Consider the following 19,636-nt stretch of genomic DNA (forward strand, 5'->3'; position numbering starts at 1 on the left):
AAATGAAAAATATAATAAGTATATCAACTGTAGTTTTAATGCTTATGTTTATAAGCTGCAACAAACACCAAAAGTCTGAATTGGGGCATAATGAGAGTGAAAATGTTAAAACGGAAAATACAGGAAATAGAGAAGGTGCACATGGTGAAGAAGGTGACCACGAAGGAGAGGAAGGTGTGGTGGAAATATCAACCATGCAGGCCGAAACCATTGGTTTAGAAGTGAAACCATTAGAGCAAAGAAGCATGGGAAACACCATAAAGGTTACGGGTCAATTGGAATTGTTCCCACAAGACAGAGCAAACATTAGCCCGTTTGTAGGAGGTAATGTTAGAGCGATTCATGTTATTGAAGGCGATAAGGTAAAAAAAGGCCAAGTATTGGCATACCTAGAACATCCTGACATTATCAGTATGCAACAGGATTTTCAGGAAAAAAACAACGAACTCGTTTTCCTAAAGCAGGACTTTGAGCGTAAACAAACCTTATATGAAAAAGGGGTGTCTTCTGGTAAGGAGTATCAAATGGCCCAATCCAAATTTCGTTCTACAACGTCCAGTGTCAATGCATTAAAAGCAAAGTTACATCTGTTAGGTTTGAATATTGATAAGATAGCTAAGGGTGAAATTTATTCGGCTATCCCCATAACGACACCAATTGATGGTTTTGTAGATGAAGTTATTGTAAGTCTTGGTGATTATGTTGCTCCACAGACCAAGATGTTTACGGTTAGCAATAATACAGAGATCCACGCCGACTTTAAAGTGTATGAAAAAGATATCTATAAAGTAAAAGAAGGGCAAGAAATATATTTTACTGTGGCTTCAAAACCTGACGAGCTTTTAAAGGCTAAAATACATGCCATTGGTAAGACCTTTGAAACTGACCCTAAAGCATTGCATTTGCATGCAGATGTACACAATGAGGATAAAGAACTCCTGCCTGGAATGTATGTTGAAGGTAGAATTGTTCAAGGTGAAAAAATGGTCTATGTGGTCCCGGAAGAAGCCATTATCAAAGAGGGTGAACAGTCTTTTGTTTTTATATTGGACAAAGATGTTAAAGCAGAAGAAAATAAATTGAGGTATAAGATGACACCAGTAAGTACAGGTATCACTGATTTGGGCTTTGTAGAAGTCAACTTTCCCACCAATGTTTCAAAAGATGCTAAAGTAGTCACCAAAGGGGCCTATACCCTGTCATCCGAAAGAATAAAAGGGGAATTGGAGCACGAAGATTAGATTAAAAATGTAAACAAAGATTTTGATTCCGGGTTTGTTCTTGGTCTTAATTAGTTAAAAATTATAGACAAACTCGGTTCAAAATCATAAAATATTAAAATATGAAAGAAATAAAAGCATTTGTAAAACCGAACAGGATACATGAAATAATTGAAGCGTTGACCGATAATGGGTTTAAAAGCATGACCCTTTCACAAGCTGAGGGCACTGGGGCATTTAAGGCAAAAGGAGCAAGGCCTTCCCTTGATTTCCATGTAACGGACAGTCCTGTGGTTAAAATAGAATTGGTTTGCCAAAATGAAGAGGCACAAGCAGCTATTGATATAATTTTGGCACATGGTAGGACAGAAGAACCGGGAGATGGCATTATTTATTTGTCAAACATAGAGGACGCCTTTCAAATTAAAACAGGGGAATCCTTAAAAAGCCATAATTTGTAGTGCAATGGACGTATTGGAGAAAATAATGGAGAACAGTAATGTAAAACCAACGGCCATGCGTTTGTTGGTTCTACAGTACCTTTTGAACAAGAAAGTGGCTGTCAGTTTGACAAATATTGAAGATTATTTTGATAATTCCGATAGGACTACATTGTACCGTACCTTAAAGACCTTTGTTGAAAACCGCATTGCACATCAAATTGATGATGGTACAGGTGTAACCAAATATGCATTGTGTGAAGAGCACTGTAATTGTGAGATAGATACAGACCTGCACTTGCATTTTCACTGCAACAATTGCAATGAAACCATTTGTTTGACCGAGCATAAAATACCACACATCAGCTTACCGGAAGGCTACGTGGCAGAAAATGTAAACTTGGTTGTAAAAGGTGTTTGTGATAAATGCAGTGGGCAATAATGCACTTCCATTGCACTGTATTTATGGTCATATTTGTTATTATTAATTTAGAACAATGAAAAAAAAGAAAGTTAATTTAAGAGATTTAAAACCAGATTCGGAAGAAAGACATAATCACGATAAAACATCCAATAATTTCAAGGCATATATTCCAGCAATTATAAGTTTTGCAATGCTTATCATTGGGATAGTATTAGATTATGTTGATACATCTTTTTTTAGAGATTGGATACGAATTATTTGGTATGGCATAGCGTATTTACCCGTTGGATTTCCAGTAGTAAAAGAAGGTTGGGAAAGTATTAAAAAAGGTGATGTATTTACGGAGTTTTTTTTAATGTCCATAGCTACCATTGGTGCGTTTGCAATTGGCCAATATCCCGAAGGTGTCGCTGTAATGCTTTTCTATGCAGTTGGTGAACTATTCCAAAACGCAGCGGTTAAAAGAGCAAAAGGAAATATTAAAGCATTGTTGGATGTTAGGCCAAAAGAAGCTAATGTGTTTCGTGATGGTGATTATAGAAGTATTTCACCGGAAGAAGTAAACATTGGAGAGAAAATACAGATTCGGGTAGGTGAAAAAATTCCGTTGGATGGTATTTTATTATCTGAAAAAGCATCATTAAACACAGCAGCTTTAACAGGAGAAAGCAAACCCGATTCGGTAATTAAAGACGCCAAAGTGTATGCAGGAAGTATCAATTTAGAAAGTGTTATTGAGGTTGAAGTCACCAGTAAGTTTGAAGATAGCTCTATTGCCAGAATTTTGGAAATGGTTCAAAACGCTACGGCACGTAAATCAAAAACGGAATTATTTATCAGACAGTTTGCACGCGTCTATACACCAATTGTTGTGTTTTTAGCTATTGGTGTTACATTTATTCCTTACCTTTTTGTAGATGATTATGTCTTTAGAGATTGGTTATACAGAGCCTTAATTTTCTTGGTAATTTCTTGCCCATGTGCGTTAGTAATTTCTATTCCATTAGGTTATTTTGGTGGATTGGGAGCAGCTTCAAAGAATGGTATTTTGTTTAAAGGTGCTTCCTTTTTAGATGCCATGGCCAAAATTAATCTGTTGGTAATGGACAAAACAGGTACGGTTACCAAGGGTGTTTTCAAAATCAAGGAAATTAAAGCCATCAATTGGAATGAAAAAGAATTTATGAAATACTTAATGGCTATGGAAGCGCAATCTACACATCCTATTGCAAAAGCCATTATGGAGTATAAAGAAAATAGCAAAGATTTTGAAGCGGAAAAAGTTTCAGAAATTGCAGGTAAAGGCTTAAAAGGCAATGTAAATGGGAAGACTGTTTTAGTGGGTAATAAAGCTTTAATGCTTGCAAATAATATTAAGTTTCCAAAGGAAACAGAATCTATTGTAGAATCCATTGTATTGGTAGCAATCGATAATGATTTTGCTGGTTATGTAGTGATTGCTGACGAATTGAAAGAAGATGCTAAACTCACTATTACAGCATTGCGCAAAGTCGGCATCAAAAACATAATGATGCTTTCAGGTGATAAAGATTCCATTACGCAACAAATAGCTTCTGGGTTAGGCATCGAAAAAGCCAAAGGAGGTTTGTTACCAGAAGACAAATTAAATGAAGTTGAAACCTTAAAGAAAAACCCACAGAACAAGGTAGCGTTTATAGGTGATGGTATCAATGACGCTCCAGTTTTAGCAGCAAGTAACGTTGGTATTGCAATGGGTGGTTTAGGAAGTGATGTGGCCATTGAAACAGCAGATGTCATCATCCAAACTGACCAACCTTCAAAAATTGTTACAGCCATAAAAATTAGCCGCTCCACCCGAAAAATTGTATGGCAGAATATTATATTGGCTTTTGGGGTTAAATTAGTTGTCTTGATTTTAGGTGCAGGAGGTTTAGCGACCATGTGGGAAGCTGTTTTTGCAGATGTAGGTGTGGCATTATTAGCAATTTTAAATGCAGTTAGATTGCAGAAGATGAAATGGGAATAATGAAAATATTGACCCAAAGCTGCAGAAATTGAATGGGTTCCAAAGTTTAAAAACCAACTAAAAATAACATAAAAATAAAGATAATGTGTAAGGTGTCCCATGAATCTTTAAAATTATTATTAAGAATTATCCTAAATAATTTGGAGTATTGAAATTGCCCGAATATTGGATAGGTCGGACAAGGAGAGCCACATTCAGCGGATAAAAGTGAGCATAGCAATAATTATTGCAAATCCTTTTAAATGCTTAGATTGAAAAGAGTTTTTATGTGGCTCAAAAAATTCCGTTTTCAGTGGTTCACTTTAACCGTTTTTTTCACTATTCCAGTATTCCTGTGAAAATGAAAACATAATACAATCCCGTCAATATGAAAACGACACCTGCGACTGTTCGCATTACCTTTTCAATTTTAGTGATTCTGTTATAAAACACACCAACTTTACCAGCTGTAAAAGCTAATAAATAAGTAAAAAGAATTACGGGCAAGCCTGTTCCTAATGCAAATACAATAGGCAAGTAAAGTCCATCTGCTGATGCAATTGTCATAGGAATCAACATTCCAAAAAACAATGCTCCACTATAAGGACAAAACGCCAAAGCAAAAACTACACCTATCAAAAAAGATCCTAAAAGCCCTTTGTCCTTAAATTTTTCAGATAGTTTTTCTTGAAAATTCAATTTTCCTAAAAAATTGAGCTTGATAATATTTAGCATAATCAGCCCAATGATTATTAATAAAGGTCCTAAATACTTTTCTCCGTTTTGGTTGAAAAATCGGGCAATATGGAACTTACTTGCACCAAAGTATAATATCAAGCCAATTGCAGTATAACTGAACCCTCTTCCTAAAGAATATAATATTCCGCTTAAAAACACTTTTCGTTTACTGGAAATATTTTTAGAAATAAAAGCGGTTGCAGTTATATTGGTCGCCAAAGGACACGGACTAATGGCTGTCATTAGTCCGAGAATAAATGCTGATAATATTGGGATATTGTAGTTCTCTAAAAGAGATTGTAAAATATCCATTTAGAATGTTTTTAATTCTGTATCGATTTTAGCTTTTAGTTCTTTAGAAAAGGCCTCTTGGTCATTTCCATTCATAAAGGCAAAATCGGTTAAATTTATTTGGGTTTCCTTTCCGTTTTTTATCACGTTCAAAAATAGGGATGTTCCAGATGCCTCGAATTTTTCAGCAATTTTTTCATTTTCCTTTTTATCTACATTGATAACTTGAAATGTAATTTTATCATCTTTCAGTTCCTTTGCAAAATAAGTGTTCAACGTGTATTTAGTATTTGCTTCAATCGCATTGCACGTCATACATCTGTGTGTTGAGTGAAAATCAAGAATTTCTATTTTTGAAATTGATTTATTTAATGAAGTTGTTTTGTTTTTATCTTGACCGTTGCAAGATGTAAATATTAGACTAATTGCTAAAATTGATAAAAATTTGATTGTTTTCATTATTATTTGTTTTATTGATTACAATTTGATTTATTTTTATTGAGAATATCTGTTTTGATGTAATCATTTTCCAAAACAGGATTCCATTTAAAGTCAGTAATTTCGGTTACAGAGAAATTTTCTTTTGGATTAGTGGAAAGTAATTTTTTAGAAAAATTTTCTTCCATTGTTTTGAGTTTATCTAATTCGCAAGCTGGTAAAGTTCCTGCGTCTGCTTTTTCACCTAAATTGTTAATGATTTGTGGTTTCACACCTTTATTCATAGCAACTTTTACTGATTTTAAATTATCTTTTCGTTGAATGATGTAAAATCCGTTTTCAATAGTATTATCAACATAAAAGGAATTAAATTGATATCGACCTCCAGTAATGTAAATAGCAGCGTCGGTTAAGCAAGGTGAAGCTTTACTTGCAATTCTAGTATTCGTTCTATCTACAATTCCATTAGGATAAAGGACACTTAGTCCTTCTTGTAGCCCTAAAAAACCAACGACCAAACCATCACATAAATGCCCGTGAAATTTTTCTAAATCTTCTAAATTCAATTCATGTTCTAATCCTAACCTACCTTTCGAAAAATGAGTATCTATCACTTTTATAGTAGGTTCAGTACTCTCTTTTACTGCTTCTGTTTTGCTATTGTTTTCCATTTTGTTTTCGTTTTTAGATGCTTTGTTGCAGGCTGTAAAAACAATAACAAATGAGATTGTAAAAATTAAAATCCTCATCCATTTTTAGTTTGTGTTAAAAATTCAATGGTTCCATTTAATTCAGCAACCTTAGCCAAGGTGTTGGTAATAGTCCCGAATTTTAGAATGTTTTTATGTAATAGATGCAGTTTTTTTTCATCCATATCTGTTTCAATTTGAAGCGTATAATCAATTTTAGACATAAATGGCGGGCTGTCATTTCTAAAACCTTTTATATCTACTTTAGCTTGCGCATAATTGAATTTTAATATCTCGGAAAATCGCTCTACGTTTTTCAACATACAAGCTGCTAAAGAAGTGAGTAAAAGCTCTGCCGGATTTGGAAGATTTTCTTTTCTTCCTGCCGAAGCATCAAAATGAACAATTCCATTATTTGCTCTTGCAGTGGCTTCACCTCCTGCTTTGCTTGTAGCAGTTATTTTGTATTCTAACATAATTTTATTTTGAAATTTATCCATTGCAATTTTCTGTATTGATTTCAAACTCTAAGGTGCTATGCAAAATGTTATGCTCTTCTAATTCTTTTTTTATTTTTTCTTTAATGCTAGGAATATTTTCTAAATCATCAATTTTAACGTGACACGTTAAGCCATTTTCGTTGGTGCTAATGCTCCAAATATGGATATGGTGAATTTCTTTTACTCCTTTTATTTCTAACAAATGATGCGTAATTTCATCTGTATCGATATTAGAAGGAACACCATCGAGAATACCAATGATACTGTCTTTAAACAAACTCCAAGTAGAAAATAAGATAACACCCGCAACTATTACAGCAACAATGCCATCTACAAAATACCAATCGGTGTATTTAATAATTAAACCTGCAATTACAACACCTAAAGACACCAAGGCATCTGCCATTAGATGCCAATAAGCCGCTTTGATATTTAAATCGGCATCTTTTTTATTGCGAAACAAAAGTGCAGATGCAAAATTAATTACGATACCAATAGCTGCTACAATCATTATTATAGTTCCACTAGTGGGTACAGGATGTAAAATGTGCTGAATTCCTTCCCAAGCTATTGCTCCAATAGCAAATGCTAATAAAATTGAATTGATAAATGATGCTAAAACAGAACCTTTTCTAAACCCATAAGTAAAGGTGTTATTTGCCTTTACCTTTAATAATCGGAATGCTAAAAAAGCCAATAATAAACCAGAAATATCCCCAATATTATGAACAGCATCAGACAGTAAGGCTGTTGAGTTTTCTTTCCAACCATATATTAATTCAACAACGACATAAATTGAATTTAAACCTATTCCAATAATAAAAGAACGATTTATATCATTTGAAGTTAAATTTGGTTTAGTATGGGTATGGGTATGCGACATTTTGAATCCTTAAGGTTTGTCTGTGTTTTAGTTTTTTAAATGTTCAAATACAATTTCAGCATTGCCTACAACTCTTGTAGCCTCTGCATAACGTGCAATTTTAAAAGCTTCCAAAATTTTGTCTTTGGAAATATTTTGCATTTTAGCTTTGTTCATCATCGCTTCAATACAGGCTTTGCTACCTGTGGCTAATGCAATTCCCAAGTAGATTAATGTTCTTGTTTCAGCTTCTAAAGCTCCGTTTTGAGGTAAAGCAAACGCACTACTATGAGCGTGTTCTTCTACCAATTCCGGAAAAATTTCTCCAGCTAACTCTATTGCTCTTGGTAGTTTACCATTCATAGCACCTTTCATCATAGAAAGGATTTGTTCTGTTGTTGGTTTTTTTGTTTCCATTATTTTTTGTTTTAAAATGTTTATAATATGATGTTAAATATATACCCCGAAATGATAATGCATAGCGTTACCACACCAAAGAAAATACCTATTAATTTAAAGGTCATTACTTTTTTAAGTAACATTGCTTCAGGTAATGATAAGCCAACAACACCCATCATAAATGCAATAGCAGTTCCTATAGGAATTCCTTTTGAAACCAATACCTGAACTACTGGTAAAATACCCGATGCATTCATATACATTGGTACAGCCATAATTGTTGCTAATGGTACAGCAAATAAATTGTCTTTGCTCATATATTTTTCAAAGAAACCATCAGGTATATAGCCGTGCATTAAACCACCTATTGCGATACCAACGACTACATAGGGTAAAACTCCTTTTAAAATATCTTTAACTTCTGTCCAAATTATTGGTAAGCGTTTTAAAAACGGTGTTTTTTCTGCTTTAAAAATATCCTCTTCTCTTTGTGCAGTTTCCAATACTTGTTTTACCCAAGGTGTTAAAAAGCGTTCTAATTTAAATCGACTTAAAATAAGTCCAGATACAACACCTAATAGAATGCCACTTAGTATATATATAACTGTAATTCTGACGCCAAAAAGCCCTAGAAATAATCCAATTGCCACTTCATTAACCAGTGGAGAGGTAATTAAAAATGCAAATGTTACACCTAAAGGAATTCCCCCTCTAACGAATCCAATAAATAAAGGTACTGATGAACAAGAGCAAAACGGAGTAACCACCCCAAATAAGCTTGCCATAAGGTATTCTAAACCATATAGTTTATTTCTTGAAAGGTAATTTCTTACTTTATCTATTGGGAAATAACTATTTACAATTCCCATTAAGGAAATAATAACAACTAATAGTAAAGTAATCTTAATTGTATCGTAAATAAAAAAGTTTAAAGCTTCAGCTAAGTGTGCTCCTTTGGTCATTCCAAAGGTGTCAAAGACTAGCCATTCAGCAAAATTTTCAATCCAATCAAACATTGTTTAAATTTTTATTAGCAACAATTAGAAGATGAACAATCACAACTAGATTGTGATAATAAAGATTTTACATCTCCTTTAGTAGGAAATTTTTTAGAAGCCCATTTTATAATACCACCATCCATATTGAACACGTTTTGATAACCATTATTCATTAGAAAATAAGTGGTTTTCAAGCTTCTTTCTCCGCTTAAACAAACCATCACAATTTCTTTATCTTTTGGAAGTTCACTAAGTCTGTCTTCTAATTCATTTATAGGAATATTAATATAATTTGGCACGTCAAAAGTAACATTTGCCACCTCATCTGCTTTCCTTACATCCACAATTAATGCACCATTACTTACTTTGCCCATCGTTGTTGTTGGGCATATCTGTTTTGCTTTTTCCATAATTCTATTTTAATAGTTCTAATACTTCTTTTGGAGAGGGAACACGTCCTTTTATTTTAATCTGTTCATCAATTACCAATACTGGAGTTGAAAGCACGTTGTATTTCATAATTTCCATTATATCCTCAACTTTTTCAATAGTAGCATCAATATTATTTTCTTTCACTACATCTTGAACAATTCCGGTCATTGTTTTGCATTTTGGACATCCTGTTCCCAATATTTTGATAGTTTTCATCTTCTGTTTTTTTTAAAATTATATTTTAAACATATTCGTTATAATCAGTTTTTGATCGGGTAAAAGCTTCAATCGTTTGTTCTCTGCCCATTTAAAAACTTCTGTAACTTCTGGGGCTGAAGAGTAGGTATATGGTGGACTTATAATATCAATTATCTCTGAATGATGTGTGTGCTCCTTTGCATCCTGTATCACATAGCTTATATAATTTTTCATAATCGAAATGATTTGTTTATCGCAAATAAGCGATAAAATTATAATATTTTTTTAATACTTCTTGTTTGTCAGATCATAGTTAAATAATGTTTCAAATAATAGTTTAGCTCTTTCCCAATTTTTTTGATTGATACAATATTTAATTTTAGGTGGTTTTAATTCGCCTTGAATCAATCCTGCGTTTTTTAATTCTTTTAAATGTTGTGAAACAGTAGATTGAGCCAACGGCAATACATCGACCAAATCCCCTGTAAAACAACATGACTGATTTTCTAAGTGTTTTAGAATGGCAATACGAGTTGGATGACCTAATGCTTTAGCAAAACGAGCTAAAAGTTCTGTATCTTCCTTGTAATTAATATTTTCTAGAGTTCTTTTCATAATTCAATCGCAAATTTACGATTAATAATTAAATATTAATAATAATTAATCTAAATTATTTTACTTCTAACTTATTTAATACTTTTTATTAATTCTTCTTCGGAAAAATACCTTCATTGCCCACCAAACGAAAATCATTTAAAAAATCGTGTAATTTTTATGCTATTACCGATTCTTTAGTTGCCTTTAAATTAGTTATAAATGCTTTGTTTCCGTAAATGATCATATAAATAACAGGGATAAAGATAAATACGAGTAACAATCCAAATAGAAGCCCACCAATAACCACAATAGACATTGGTTTGAGCATTTCAGTGCCGTCTCCAAAAGCAAAAGCAAGGGGAATTAACCCAAATAAACTGTTAATATCTGTAATAAGTATAGGTCTTAATCTCACAAATGCGGCTTCTTTTATGGCTTCTACAATATCCATTCCCTGTTCTCGAAGTTCATCTATAAAAGTCAGGAGCAATACGCCATTGTTAATTTCCATTCCCGTAAGCATAATAATACCGATTAATGCAGTTACGCTCAATGGAGTGCCCGTGATATAAAGTGCAAATGAAATACCTGCAAGAGAGAGTGGAATGCGTATAATGATAATCAATGGTTTAATAAAACTTTCAAAATAAATTACCATAACTGCATAACCCAAGAACAGTGCAAAAAGGAGAATAATAGTCATTTGCTGCATATTTTCTGAAAGCATTTGTGATTGGCCGCCATAATTGAGGCGATACCCGGAAGGAAAATTGTAATTTTCTATTTTTTTCTTCAAGGTCGTTGTAGCATCTCCAACACTTATGCCTGCAACATTTGCGGTAACTTTAATTACACGATCTTGGTCTTTGCGGTCAATTTGAATTGGGCCTGTAGCTTTTACTACTTCAGCAACTGCATTTAAAGGTATTTTTGCCCCGCTGGAAGCATATATATAAATATTTTCCAGATCTGATGAATTATTTAGCTCTCGTTCATCGGTAACTATGCGAATTGGATAATAATAAGCCCCGTCTTTATAGCGTGTAGCAACGGTGCCGCCAACTAGGGTTTTTACCGTAGTACCAATTTCTTCATAGCTCAAACCAAGGTCAAAGGCCCTTTCTCTATCTACTTTTATTTGATATTCTGGCTTCGTAAGTCGAAGTGAAATATCTAGACCAGAAAGGAAATCGAGTTCTTTTAATTCATTTTGGAGCAGGTTGGCTTGTTTAAAAATGTTTTGCATAGATTCACTTCTCGAAGCCAATATTTCAAGTTCAATGTCGAATTGTCCGGTTTGCTTAATACCTTTCATTTTGGTATGAAACACTTTAATGTTTGCACCGGGAGCTTTAACCGCTTTCATAACAACCGGTCGCAATTTTTCAACATATTCATCTGTATCCATAGGGCGTTCGGCAGCCGGTACCAATTGAATGTTCAGCTCTCCTTCAAAACTATTTTCTGTGGTAACCAATCCCCAAACCTTTCCGCCTGCCAAGGTTGCATAACCGTGTATAAATTTTTGTTCGGCAATTGTTTTATCTACTTGAGCCAAAACTTTATCGGTTTCTTCCATAGAGCTTCCTGTAGGCATTATAACCTTAACAGTTATCAGTCCGTCATTCGCTTTGGGCAGAAATTCTGAGCCTGTCTTTTTTAGAAAAAGATATCCAGGTATAAGCAATAACAAAAATCCGAGTAAAACCAACCATCTAAGCTTCAATGACCAATTGAGTATAGGCTTATAAATATAGATGAGACCATTGATAAAGGCATCGGAGATTCGGGCAATAAATGATTGTTTTTTATTTACAGGTTTGCCTTCGGGATAAAAAAGTGCCATCAGCATCGGCGTTACCGTAAGAGAAACAATCATAGAAAGGAAAATGATTATGGCAATGGTTATTACCAATTCCCTAAACAATAAAGAAGCCATTCCGGGAACCAATAAAAAGGGAACAAAAAGAGACAGAAAGGTGAGTGTCGAAGTCACAATTGCCCCGCTTATTTGTATCGCGCCTTTTGTAACCTGATTTGGTGTTTTAGGTTCGGTTTCCTGAATCCTAGTAATATTTTCGAGCATCACCACACTATTGTCCAGCACCACGGTCATTGCTACCACCAAACCACCAAGAGTAAATATGTTTATAGAGAAGCCCAACAATTCCATAAGGAAAAAAGTTGCCAACAGGGTAACTGGAAAACTTATAACCAGTGCCAAAACCCTTTTCCAGCCAGAAAGAAAAAAGGCTGTAACAAGGGTAACAAGCAAGGCTGCCATTAGCATGGCATCACGAACGCCATTGATCGCAAGCCTTACATATTCTGCCTGGTCATAAATCATATCAATATGGGTGCTTGGCGGAAGCGTATTATGAAGTTCTGTTAAGCGTTCAGCAATCAGGTCGGAAACTACTACGGCGTTTGCATCTGCTTGTTTGAAAATGGAAATACGCACACCTTCTTTTCCGTTGTATTTAGTTCTAATACGTTGTAAACCGTGGTGGTCTTCAACTAATGCAATATCTTTCAATAAAATTTGACCGTCGCCGTCCAGTTTCCTAATAATGAGATTTTCTATTTCTTCAAGCGATTGAAATTCACCATATGTCCTAATAATGTAATCTTGTGTAGTTGTCACTAAACGTCCGCCAACCATATCAACATTCTCATTTTTTAACCTGTTGGCAATTTCTTGCAAGGTGATATTATAACCCTGCAATTTCAAGGGATCAATGTGCACGCGAATTTCTCGCATCATTCCTCCTGAAAGTGCTGTTCCTGCCGATCCTTTTATTGAAGCAAACTCTTCCTGGAACTCATTTTCTACCAAAGTACGAAGTTGGGTCAGACTCATATTATCTGAAGAAACTAAAACTTCCACGACTGGAAGCTGCGAAGGGTCGGCCTTAAAAACAACGGGCTCCAATATTCCTTGTGGCAATTCTTTTTTAATGAGACCCATTTTTGCCAATACATCTTGGTAAGCAACATCACGATCCACACTAAAATCAAAATTCACCAATAATGTGTAAACTCCCTCCTCAGAAGTAGATTCAATATAATCGAGATTGTCAACAGTGGCCATTTTTCTTTCGATAACCGTAGCGATCTCATTTTCAATTTGTTCTGGTGTGGCCCCTGGATAATATACATATACTTTCACCATAGGGTAAGTAATATCAGGAAGCATATTGGTTGGCAATCTAAAGTAACCGGCAACGCCCACAACCATCAATACAATCATAAGCATGATGGTTCCGGCTGGGCGTTTTATGGATTGTATGGTCAAATTCATTTTTTGTTTGTCTTATGTGTTCCCATTATTTTAACTTTCATACTGTCTTTTAACATTTCCTGTCCAGAAACTACAACTTTGTCGTTTTCATTTAAACCTTTGAGAATTTCGAGCTTATTTCCTGAACTGATTCCTTTTTCAATCACTTTGCGAAAAGCAATGCTATCTTTATCTATCACAAAAAGAAAAAATTTATTGTCGGGTGAAGTGAGAATTGCTTGTTCTGATACCGAAAGTGCATTTTCTTTCATCGAAACAGGTATTTTGATAGATGCCATCATTCCAGGCAATAGACTTTTTTTGAAATTTAAAATTTTGACATCAAACTTAACGCTGCGTGTTACTGGGTCAACTTGTGGGTAAACAAGACTAATGGTTGCAGTTAAGGTATCATTAGGATAGGCGTTCATCATTACCTGAAGTTTTTTGCCTTGTTTAATGGCTTCGAAATATTTTTCATTTACCTCGGCTTTAATAACCAATGAATTCATATCACTTATAGTCAATATATTTTCTTTGGCCGATACTTGGCTGCCATTGTCGAGCCAGCGTTTAGTGACCAATCCGCTCATTGGGCAAATAACTGGAATGGTTTGATACATATTTTTGGCATAAACAAGGTTCTTTTTGGCATTTTCAAACTCTTGTAACAGGACTTGATATTCTGCTGAATTTTTATCGGCAGACTTAAGTTTTCTTTCAAGTTGTGAAGTTTGTGATTGGTTGTTTGATATAAGTGCCACACGGTCATTCGGATTTATGATTGCAATGATTCTATTTTTTTCAACCCATTGGTTTTCTCGTGCGTAAAGTTTTTCAATAGTTCCGTCGGCAGTGGATTTAACATCGCTAAAAATATTGGCTTGCACTGTTCCGGTAATGTTTATGAATGACGTCATTTTTAACTTTTTGACAGTTTCCACTTTTACTAAGGGCGTTTTTTTTACCTTTAGTAGTGTGCTTTTTTCATCACTTTTTTTACAAGAATTAAATAAGAGCCCTCCTGCAAGGAAAATTATTGTGATGTATTTGATTGAAAGTTTCATTTTGTTTATAATTTAAAATGGATAGTTGTCATTTCCGATTAGGTAATTCAAGTTGCCCACTGACTGTAAAAAAGCAATTATCGATTTTTGGTGAGCAATTGTTGTTTCTGTAACAATAGTTTGGGCGTCAAGAACGTCTATAACAGGGCCTAATCCAGCCTGATATTTTATCAAAGCATTGTTTAGGGTTTCATTTGCCAACTCAATAATTTTCTCATTGTTGGCAATCTCTTCTTTAATATCAATGATGGCATTTAATTCTAAATCAATTTCTTTTTTTATATCAATAAAAAGCTGATTTTTCTCATCATTCAACTGTTCAACCCTCATGTTGCTCTTTAATACATTTGATTTGTAGCTACTACCGCCCCAAAACGGTAATGTATAACTAATACCCAAGCCAATATTGTAGTTAAAATTGTCACCAAAAGGAATATAGGCGTGTTCCCAACTACCGATGCCATATGAAAAAAATTCTGGTCGGTTCTGCAAACTATAAATATCTTTTTGTTTGGACTCCATCGTTATTTTTTTATTTGCAGCCAATAGCACAGGATGGTTTTGAATTACTTCTGTATATAGGAAATCTTGGGGAAACAAAATGTTTTTTGAATTGTTATAGTGTATTTCGGAGGTGTTCTCCATCTCTAAACTTTTATTATCGTCGAGGTGGCACAAACTTTTAATTTTAATTTCCTGACTGAGATACTGATTTTGTGCCTTTTTTAAATCTTTTTCAACAACAGCGATTTGTAAATTGATTTTTAGCACATCTATATTTGAAACTCTTCCGATTTTATAAAGATTATTGGCATATTGTAAGTGTGATTTTAATTGTTTTGAGGCATTTTGAAGGGCAGCAATTTCCGATTCAATTTTTTGGGCTTCAAAATAAGCATCATAAACGCCCCAAATAATGGTGTTTCTTATTTGTCTTTTTATATCGTCATTCAGTTTAATTTCATCTTCCACAACCGACTTTTTTAGCTTATTTTCTCCCCAGTCATAGATGGTTTGATAAATTGAAATATCGGTATACATATCAGAAAGTCCATTATCTCCCAGTAGCTTTTGTTTGTTTGGCAAAAGAAATTTCCAATAAGAAAAATTCAGAGAAGTACTTATTTTGGGCTGGTAGTTGGTTTTAAGAATTTCTATTTCAGCCTGTTTTATAAACACATTTTTTTCATTAGCCTGCAATAGGTAGTTGTTTTCAAGTGCACTGTTTATCAACTGTTTTAAAGTTGATTTGTTTGAAATTTCCTGTGCAAACATACTGTTTGCAAACACCCAAATCAATCCTAAAATCCAATAATTTCTGTTAATCATTTTATTTATTATTTTTTACTGAATGCCTTTTTGCTGAAGGATTTTAATAATTTCTTCTTTAGGAAAATAGCCCACGTGTCTGTAATATTCTTTTCCGTCGCTATCCAAAAAAAGTTGTGTCGGAATTAAGTTAAACTCATAATTTTTGGCTTTTTCTTTGCCTTCAGGTGTCCAAACATCATAAAAAACAACTTCCACCTGATCTCCATATTTTTTTTCAATAGATTTTATGATGGGTTGCATTTTTTGGCAAGGAATGCAGCGAACGGAACCCAGTTCAATAAAAGTTACTTTATGTTTTGTTGCCGGAATCGTTTGCATTGTTTCCGGTTTTTGATTTTGGTTGTTTTCGGTATTTTGTTTACAAGCGTTTACAAACACAAGTGTGAGTAAAATCAATGCTGTTACTGCTGTTTTCTTTATTTTATTTTTCATATTTATTAATAATTGCTATTTGCTCAGCGTGATAAGCGGTATACGAAAAAATGCATCCAAATACTTTGTTGGTAATTTCAGATTCCCAAGGGGCATCTTTTTGTTTTTCTGAAAGTTTTTCAGCATATTCAATTTGAATATGGGTTGATATCAAATTTTCATTGGTGCTTAAGGCCCAATTAATAGTACTGTGATTTTAGTATTCATTTTTTAAATTTATATTACTTAGTTTCAATTTGTTTTACTTCTTTTTTATCAACAGAATACGCATAAATTGGTACGTATATCAAGGTTAATAATGTTCCAATTAATAATCCACCAATGGCTACATCCGCTAATGGACTTAATCGTTCTAAACCAACTGCTTGTTCTAGAGCAATTGGAATCATGCCTGCAATGGTACCAAATGCAGTCATTAATACTGGTCTAAAACGAACACGTACACTTTCTATGGCACTTTTATAAGGAGATTCTCCACTTGCTCGGTGATGTTGATAAAAGTCGATAAGTAACACTGCATTTTTAATAATAATTCCGAAGAGCAATAAAATACCTAATAAACTAGGCATACAACTCGGTTTGTGAAATAGTAGCATTCCCCAAGCAGCACCAATTAATGATAATGGCAATACTAGAATCATGATAAAGGCCATTTTTACCGATTTATAAATGGCGATTAACACCATCAATAATATGATAATTCCTAAAGCAATGGCTTTCATCATTCGTGCAAAACTGTCGTTAATAGTTGCAATATCCCCTTCTTGGGTTATTACAACACCATCTAAATTTTTAACGTTTGTTAAAGCAGCCTCTGCATCTTCAGTTAAGTGTGTAATTGGGCGTTTTGAACGGTATCCATTTACATCAACACTGTATAGCATTTTATCGCGCTCTATTTTAGCATAGGTTAATTGTTTTGAGATCTTTGCTAAAGATTCTAACGGAATTTCACCAAATTTTGATTGAATAGGCAATAACCTTAAAGTTTGTTCATTTTGACTAAATTTTCCTTTGAGATAAAGCCTTACATATTGCGTATTCATAGATTGCAAGTTGGCATTTAAACCAACTATTTGTCCTTTTATTGGTATTTGAGCAGCAATATCGTAGGGTGTTAAACCATAACTCAAAGCTTTATTTTCATCAATATCCAATAGAATTTCACTTACATCTTTATCCCAACTTGTAGAAACAGAAGTTAAACCTTTAACTGTTGAGATGGCCTCACTTACTTGATGCGTTTTATCTGTTAAACCATCAACAGCAGGTGATTTTAATCGAATGTCTAACGGTGCTTTTACCGAAGATAATGCTGTAGCTCCAAAATCAAAAACATCATTACGTTTCAGGCCTTCTAATTCTGATAATTTATCTCGTAAAATGTCTTCAATTTCCCACATAGACAATTTCCTATGAAAACGGTCCACGCAATTAATAGTAATGGTAGCTTCTGAAGGTAGATTTCCACTTCCTAAACTCAAAACACCCGGCTCTGTACCAAAAGCCACAGAACTTTTATCTGCCCAATCTTGTTTATGCAGCCAGGTTAGAAAAGGAGTTACTTTATTTTCGGCACTTTCTACAGTTTCATTAGCACTAAATGCAATTTGTGCTTTAATAATTCCTGTATCCATTGGTGGCATAGCATCTTTACCAATGGTAGGCATTATATTTCCAACGGTTAGTAATAACAAAGCAACAACGCCGAAGGTTAACAATGCTCTTCTTAAAATTTTGCGTTTACCGTTAGAAAATTTGATGACATTTACATAAGGTTCTACCAATCTCCCAACTGAATTATTGTAAGCGCGATCAAACCATAATTCAACTTTAGTTTTTCTAAATCCATTTTTATACAACACTTTCAACAATTGTGGTATAAATGTAATGGAGATAAAGAAGGATATGATCAGTGCAATAATTAAGGTGAAAATTAAGGGTTTAAATATCTTTTCAGGGAAACCGCCCACATACATCAAAGGAAAAATAATGGCAATAGTTGAAATAGTACCTGCAAAAACTGGAGCAATTACCTCTTTTGTGCCTTTTATAATAGCTGTTTCTAAATCCTCGTTTAATTCATTAAGGTGCCGTTCTACATTTTCAAGTACTACAACGGCATCATCGGTTAACATTCCCAGAGCTAAAATAATAGCTGTATAAATTACAATGTTTAATTCGCCACCAGTAAGCCAAATAACGGCCATTGTAGCAAAAAATACCATAGGAATAGATAACCCAGCAGCAATGATGGCTCTAAAATTTCCTAAGAAAAACAATACCACAATTAATGTAAAAATGATGGCATCACGTAAAGCATCCAACATATTTGAATTTGCCAACTCAATAAGGTTTCGTTGCGTATCTGAAATTTCAAAATTAATATTTGGATATTCCGCTTCAAGCTTTTTCATCTCTGCCCGTGCTGCTTTACTAACATCAAGCACACTTCCTCCAGGAGCACGTTGAATAGCCAAGGCAATAGCTGGTTTTGCATTACCAATATAACCACTTGTTCTTTTTTGATAGCTCCATTTTACATCGGCAACATCACTTAAACGTATATTTGGCAAAATGTTTAAGTTTTTTATCTTTTCAATTTCATCTTTTTCACCGTAAAATGTAATGGTGTAAAAGCTATTGTCTCCCTTTACAAAACCAATGGGCATATCTTTATTTAAAACCTGAAGGACTTTAGAAATAGACTCAAAATTTACGTTGTAACGTTTTGCTTTAAAAGGGTCAACTTCAATATTTATTGAACTTTGAAATCCTCCAAAAACTTCAACATTCCCAATTGAAGGATTACTTAATAAATAGGGTTTGATAAAACTTTCTGCTATTTTACTAATATCTGCTTCATTTAAGTTGCTGTTTTTAGAGCTTAACGATATAACATCAACGGGCAAGGTAAAATCTCCTGCTGTATAAATAGCTGGATTCACGTTGGATGGCAATTTCCCTTTTGCAATAGATAAAGCATTGGCTACATCAACAGCGGCTGCATTTAGGTCTTTTTTATAACCAAAATCGGCTTTTACTATTGAAAAATTAGCGACATTAATTGAGCTGACATCGGTTACCAAACCCAATCTGGAAATTTCTTGTTCTATTGGTTTTGATACGGTGCTAGCTGCAACTTGAGCTGTTGCACCAGGTACATTGGTAATAACGATTACCTGTGGAGGGTTGGCATCTGGAAAGAGATTTTTTGGTAACGTAACTAGGGCTACGATACCCATAATAAAGAAACCTGCTATAATGGCATATAGTGTATATGGACGTTTATAGAAATATTCGAACATGGTT

General features: G+C 34.1%; 21 protein-coding genes. 4 read left to right on the forward strand and 17 right to left on the reverse strand.

The genetic code is table 11. From position 1 onward, the window contains the following. Positions 1–2: 2 nt before the first annotated feature. From G5V56_RS04040 to G5V56_RS04055, 4 genes are all read left to right on the forward strand, one after another. A complete protein-coding gene (locus tag G5V56_RS04040) occupies positions 3–1,241 on the forward strand; it encodes an efflux RND transporter periplasmic adaptor subunit (RefSeq protein WP_166961790.1) in 1,239 nt (412 codons plus the stop codon). Between the two features lie 101 nt (positions 1,242–1,342). Continuing rightward, entirely contained in the window at positions 1,343–1,681 is a 339-nt protein-coding gene (locus G5V56_RS04045) for a P-II family nitrogen regulator (protein ID WP_166961793.1), read from the forward strand. Between the two features lie 4 nt (positions 1,682–1,685). Continuing rightward, positions 1,686–2,102 (forward strand): Fur family transcriptional regulator, encoded by a 417-nt coding sequence (locus G5V56_RS04050; protein ID WP_166961796.1) that lies wholly within the window; start codon positions 1,686–1,688, stop codon positions 2,100–2,102. Positions 2,103–2,157: 55 nt separating this feature from the next. Beyond that, a complete protein-coding gene (locus G5V56_RS04055) occupies positions 2,158–4,092 on the forward strand; it encodes a heavy metal translocating P-type ATPase (RefSeq protein WP_166961800.1) in 1,935 nt (644 codons plus the stop codon). 318 nt (positions 4,093–4,410) lie between these two features. Here G5V56_RS04055 and G5V56_RS04060 read toward each other — a convergent pair whose 3' ends face one another. From G5V56_RS04060 to G5V56_RS04140, 17 genes are all read right to left on the reverse strand, one after another. After that, positions 4,411–5,121, reverse strand: coding sequence for an aromatic aminobenezylarsenical efflux permease ArsG family transporter (locus G5V56_RS04060; protein WP_166961803.1), 711 nt, complete (start codon positions 5,119–5,121; stop codon positions 4,411–4,413). Beyond that, a complete protein-coding gene (locus tag G5V56_RS04065) occupies positions 5,122–5,559 on the reverse strand; it encodes a nitrophenyl compound nitroreductase subunit ArsF family protein (protein WP_166961806.1) in 438 nt (145 codons plus the stop codon). Between the two features lie 11 nt (positions 5,560–5,570). Beyond that, a complete protein-coding gene (locus tag G5V56_RS04070; protein ID WP_166961809.1) occupies positions 5,571–6,287 on the reverse strand; it encodes a formylmethanofuran dehydrogenase subunit E family protein in 717 nt (238 codons plus the stop codon). Further along, complete coding sequence (locus G5V56_RS04075; RefSeq protein WP_166961812.1) at positions 6,284–6,703, reverse strand: OsmC family protein; 420 nt, start codon at positions 6,701–6,703, stop codon at positions 6,284–6,286. The genes G5V56_RS04070 and G5V56_RS04075 overlap by 4 nt, the downstream gene beginning before the upstream one ends. Positions 6,704–6,719: 16 nt before the next feature. Further along, positions 6,720–7,610, reverse strand: coding sequence for a cation diffusion facilitator family transporter (locus G5V56_RS04080; RefSeq protein ID WP_166961815.1), 891 nt, complete (start codon positions 7,608–7,610; stop codon positions 6,720–6,722). Positions 7,611–7,637: 27 nt separating this feature from the next. After that, the gene (locus G5V56_RS04085) at positions 7,638–8,006 is read right to left on the reverse strand and encodes a carboxymuconolactone decarboxylase family protein (RefSeq protein WP_206285868.1); all 369 of its coding nucleotides are present in this window, start codon (positions 8,004–8,006) and stop codon (positions 7,638–7,640) included. A 20-nt stretch (positions 8,007–8,026) separates the two neighbouring features. Beyond that, positions 8,027–9,004 carry a permease gene (locus G5V56_RS04090; RefSeq protein WP_166961817.1) on the reverse strand — a complete coding sequence of 326 codons (978 nt, stop codon included), beginning with the start codon at positions 9,002–9,004 and terminating at the stop codon, positions 8,027–8,029. Between the two features lie 14 nt (positions 9,005–9,018). Beyond that, positions 9,019–9,396, reverse strand: a complete 378-nt coding sequence (locus tag G5V56_RS04095) for a rhodanese-like domain-containing protein (RefSeq protein ID WP_166961820.1) — start codon at positions 9,394–9,396, stop codon at positions 9,019–9,021. Positions 9,397–9,400: 4 nt separating this feature from the next. After that, a complete protein-coding gene (locus tag G5V56_RS04100) occupies positions 9,401–9,634 on the reverse strand; it encodes a thioredoxin family protein (RefSeq protein WP_166961823.1) in 234 nt (77 codons plus the stop codon). An 18-nt stretch (positions 9,635–9,652) separates the two neighbouring features. Beyond that, positions 9,653–9,850 carry a hypothetical protein gene (locus G5V56_RS04105; protein WP_166961826.1) on the reverse strand — a complete coding sequence of 66 codons (198 nt, stop codon included), beginning with the start codon at positions 9,848–9,850 and terminating at the stop codon, positions 9,653–9,655. A 51-nt stretch (positions 9,851–9,901) separates the two neighbouring features. Then, positions 9,902–10,231, reverse strand: a complete 330-nt coding sequence (locus tag G5V56_RS04110; RefSeq protein WP_166961829.1) for an ArsR/SmtB family transcription factor — start codon at positions 10,229–10,231, stop codon at positions 9,902–9,904. 157 nt (positions 10,232–10,388) lie between these two features. Further along, a complete protein-coding gene (locus G5V56_RS04115) occupies positions 10,389–13,514 on the reverse strand; it encodes an efflux RND transporter permease subunit (RefSeq protein ID WP_166961834.1) in 3,126 nt (1,041 codons plus the stop codon). Continuing rightward, positions 13,511–14,560: an efflux RND transporter periplasmic adaptor subunit gene (locus G5V56_RS04120; protein ID WP_166961837.1), complete on the reverse strand. Its 1,050-nt coding sequence runs from the start codon at positions 14,558–14,560 to the stop codon at positions 13,511–13,513. The genes G5V56_RS04115 and G5V56_RS04120 overlap by 4 nt, the downstream gene beginning before the upstream one ends. A 12-nt stretch (positions 14,561–14,572) precedes the next feature. Beyond that, a complete protein-coding gene (locus tag G5V56_RS04125) occupies positions 14,573–15,889 on the reverse strand; it encodes a TolC family protein (RefSeq protein WP_166961840.1) in 1,317 nt (438 codons plus the stop codon). A gap of 15 nt (positions 15,890–15,904) precedes the next feature. Continuing rightward, complete coding sequence (locus tag G5V56_RS04130; RefSeq protein WP_166961843.1) at positions 15,905–16,324, reverse strand: TlpA family protein disulfide reductase; 420 nt, start codon at positions 16,322–16,324, stop codon at positions 15,905–15,907. After that, positions 16,314–16,478, reverse strand: coding sequence for a hypothetical protein (locus tag G5V56_RS04135; RefSeq protein ID WP_166961846.1), 165 nt, complete (start codon positions 16,476–16,478; stop codon positions 16,314–16,316). Before G5V56_RS04135 ends, G5V56_RS04130 begins: the two co-directional genes overlap by 11 nt. A 67-nt stretch (positions 16,479–16,545) precedes the next feature. Then, positions 16,546–19,632 carry an efflux RND transporter permease subunit gene (locus G5V56_RS04140; RefSeq protein WP_166961849.1) on the reverse strand — a complete coding sequence of 1,029 codons (3,087 nt, stop codon included), beginning with the start codon at positions 19,630–19,632 and terminating at the stop codon, positions 16,546–16,548. Positions 19,633–19,636: the final 4 nt, after the last annotated feature.

Origin of the sequence: Yeosuana marina (assembly GCF_011762485.1) — a bacterium.
GTDB lineage: Bacteria > Bacteroidota > Bacteroidia > Flavobacteriales > Flavobacteriaceae > Yeosuana > Yeosuana marina.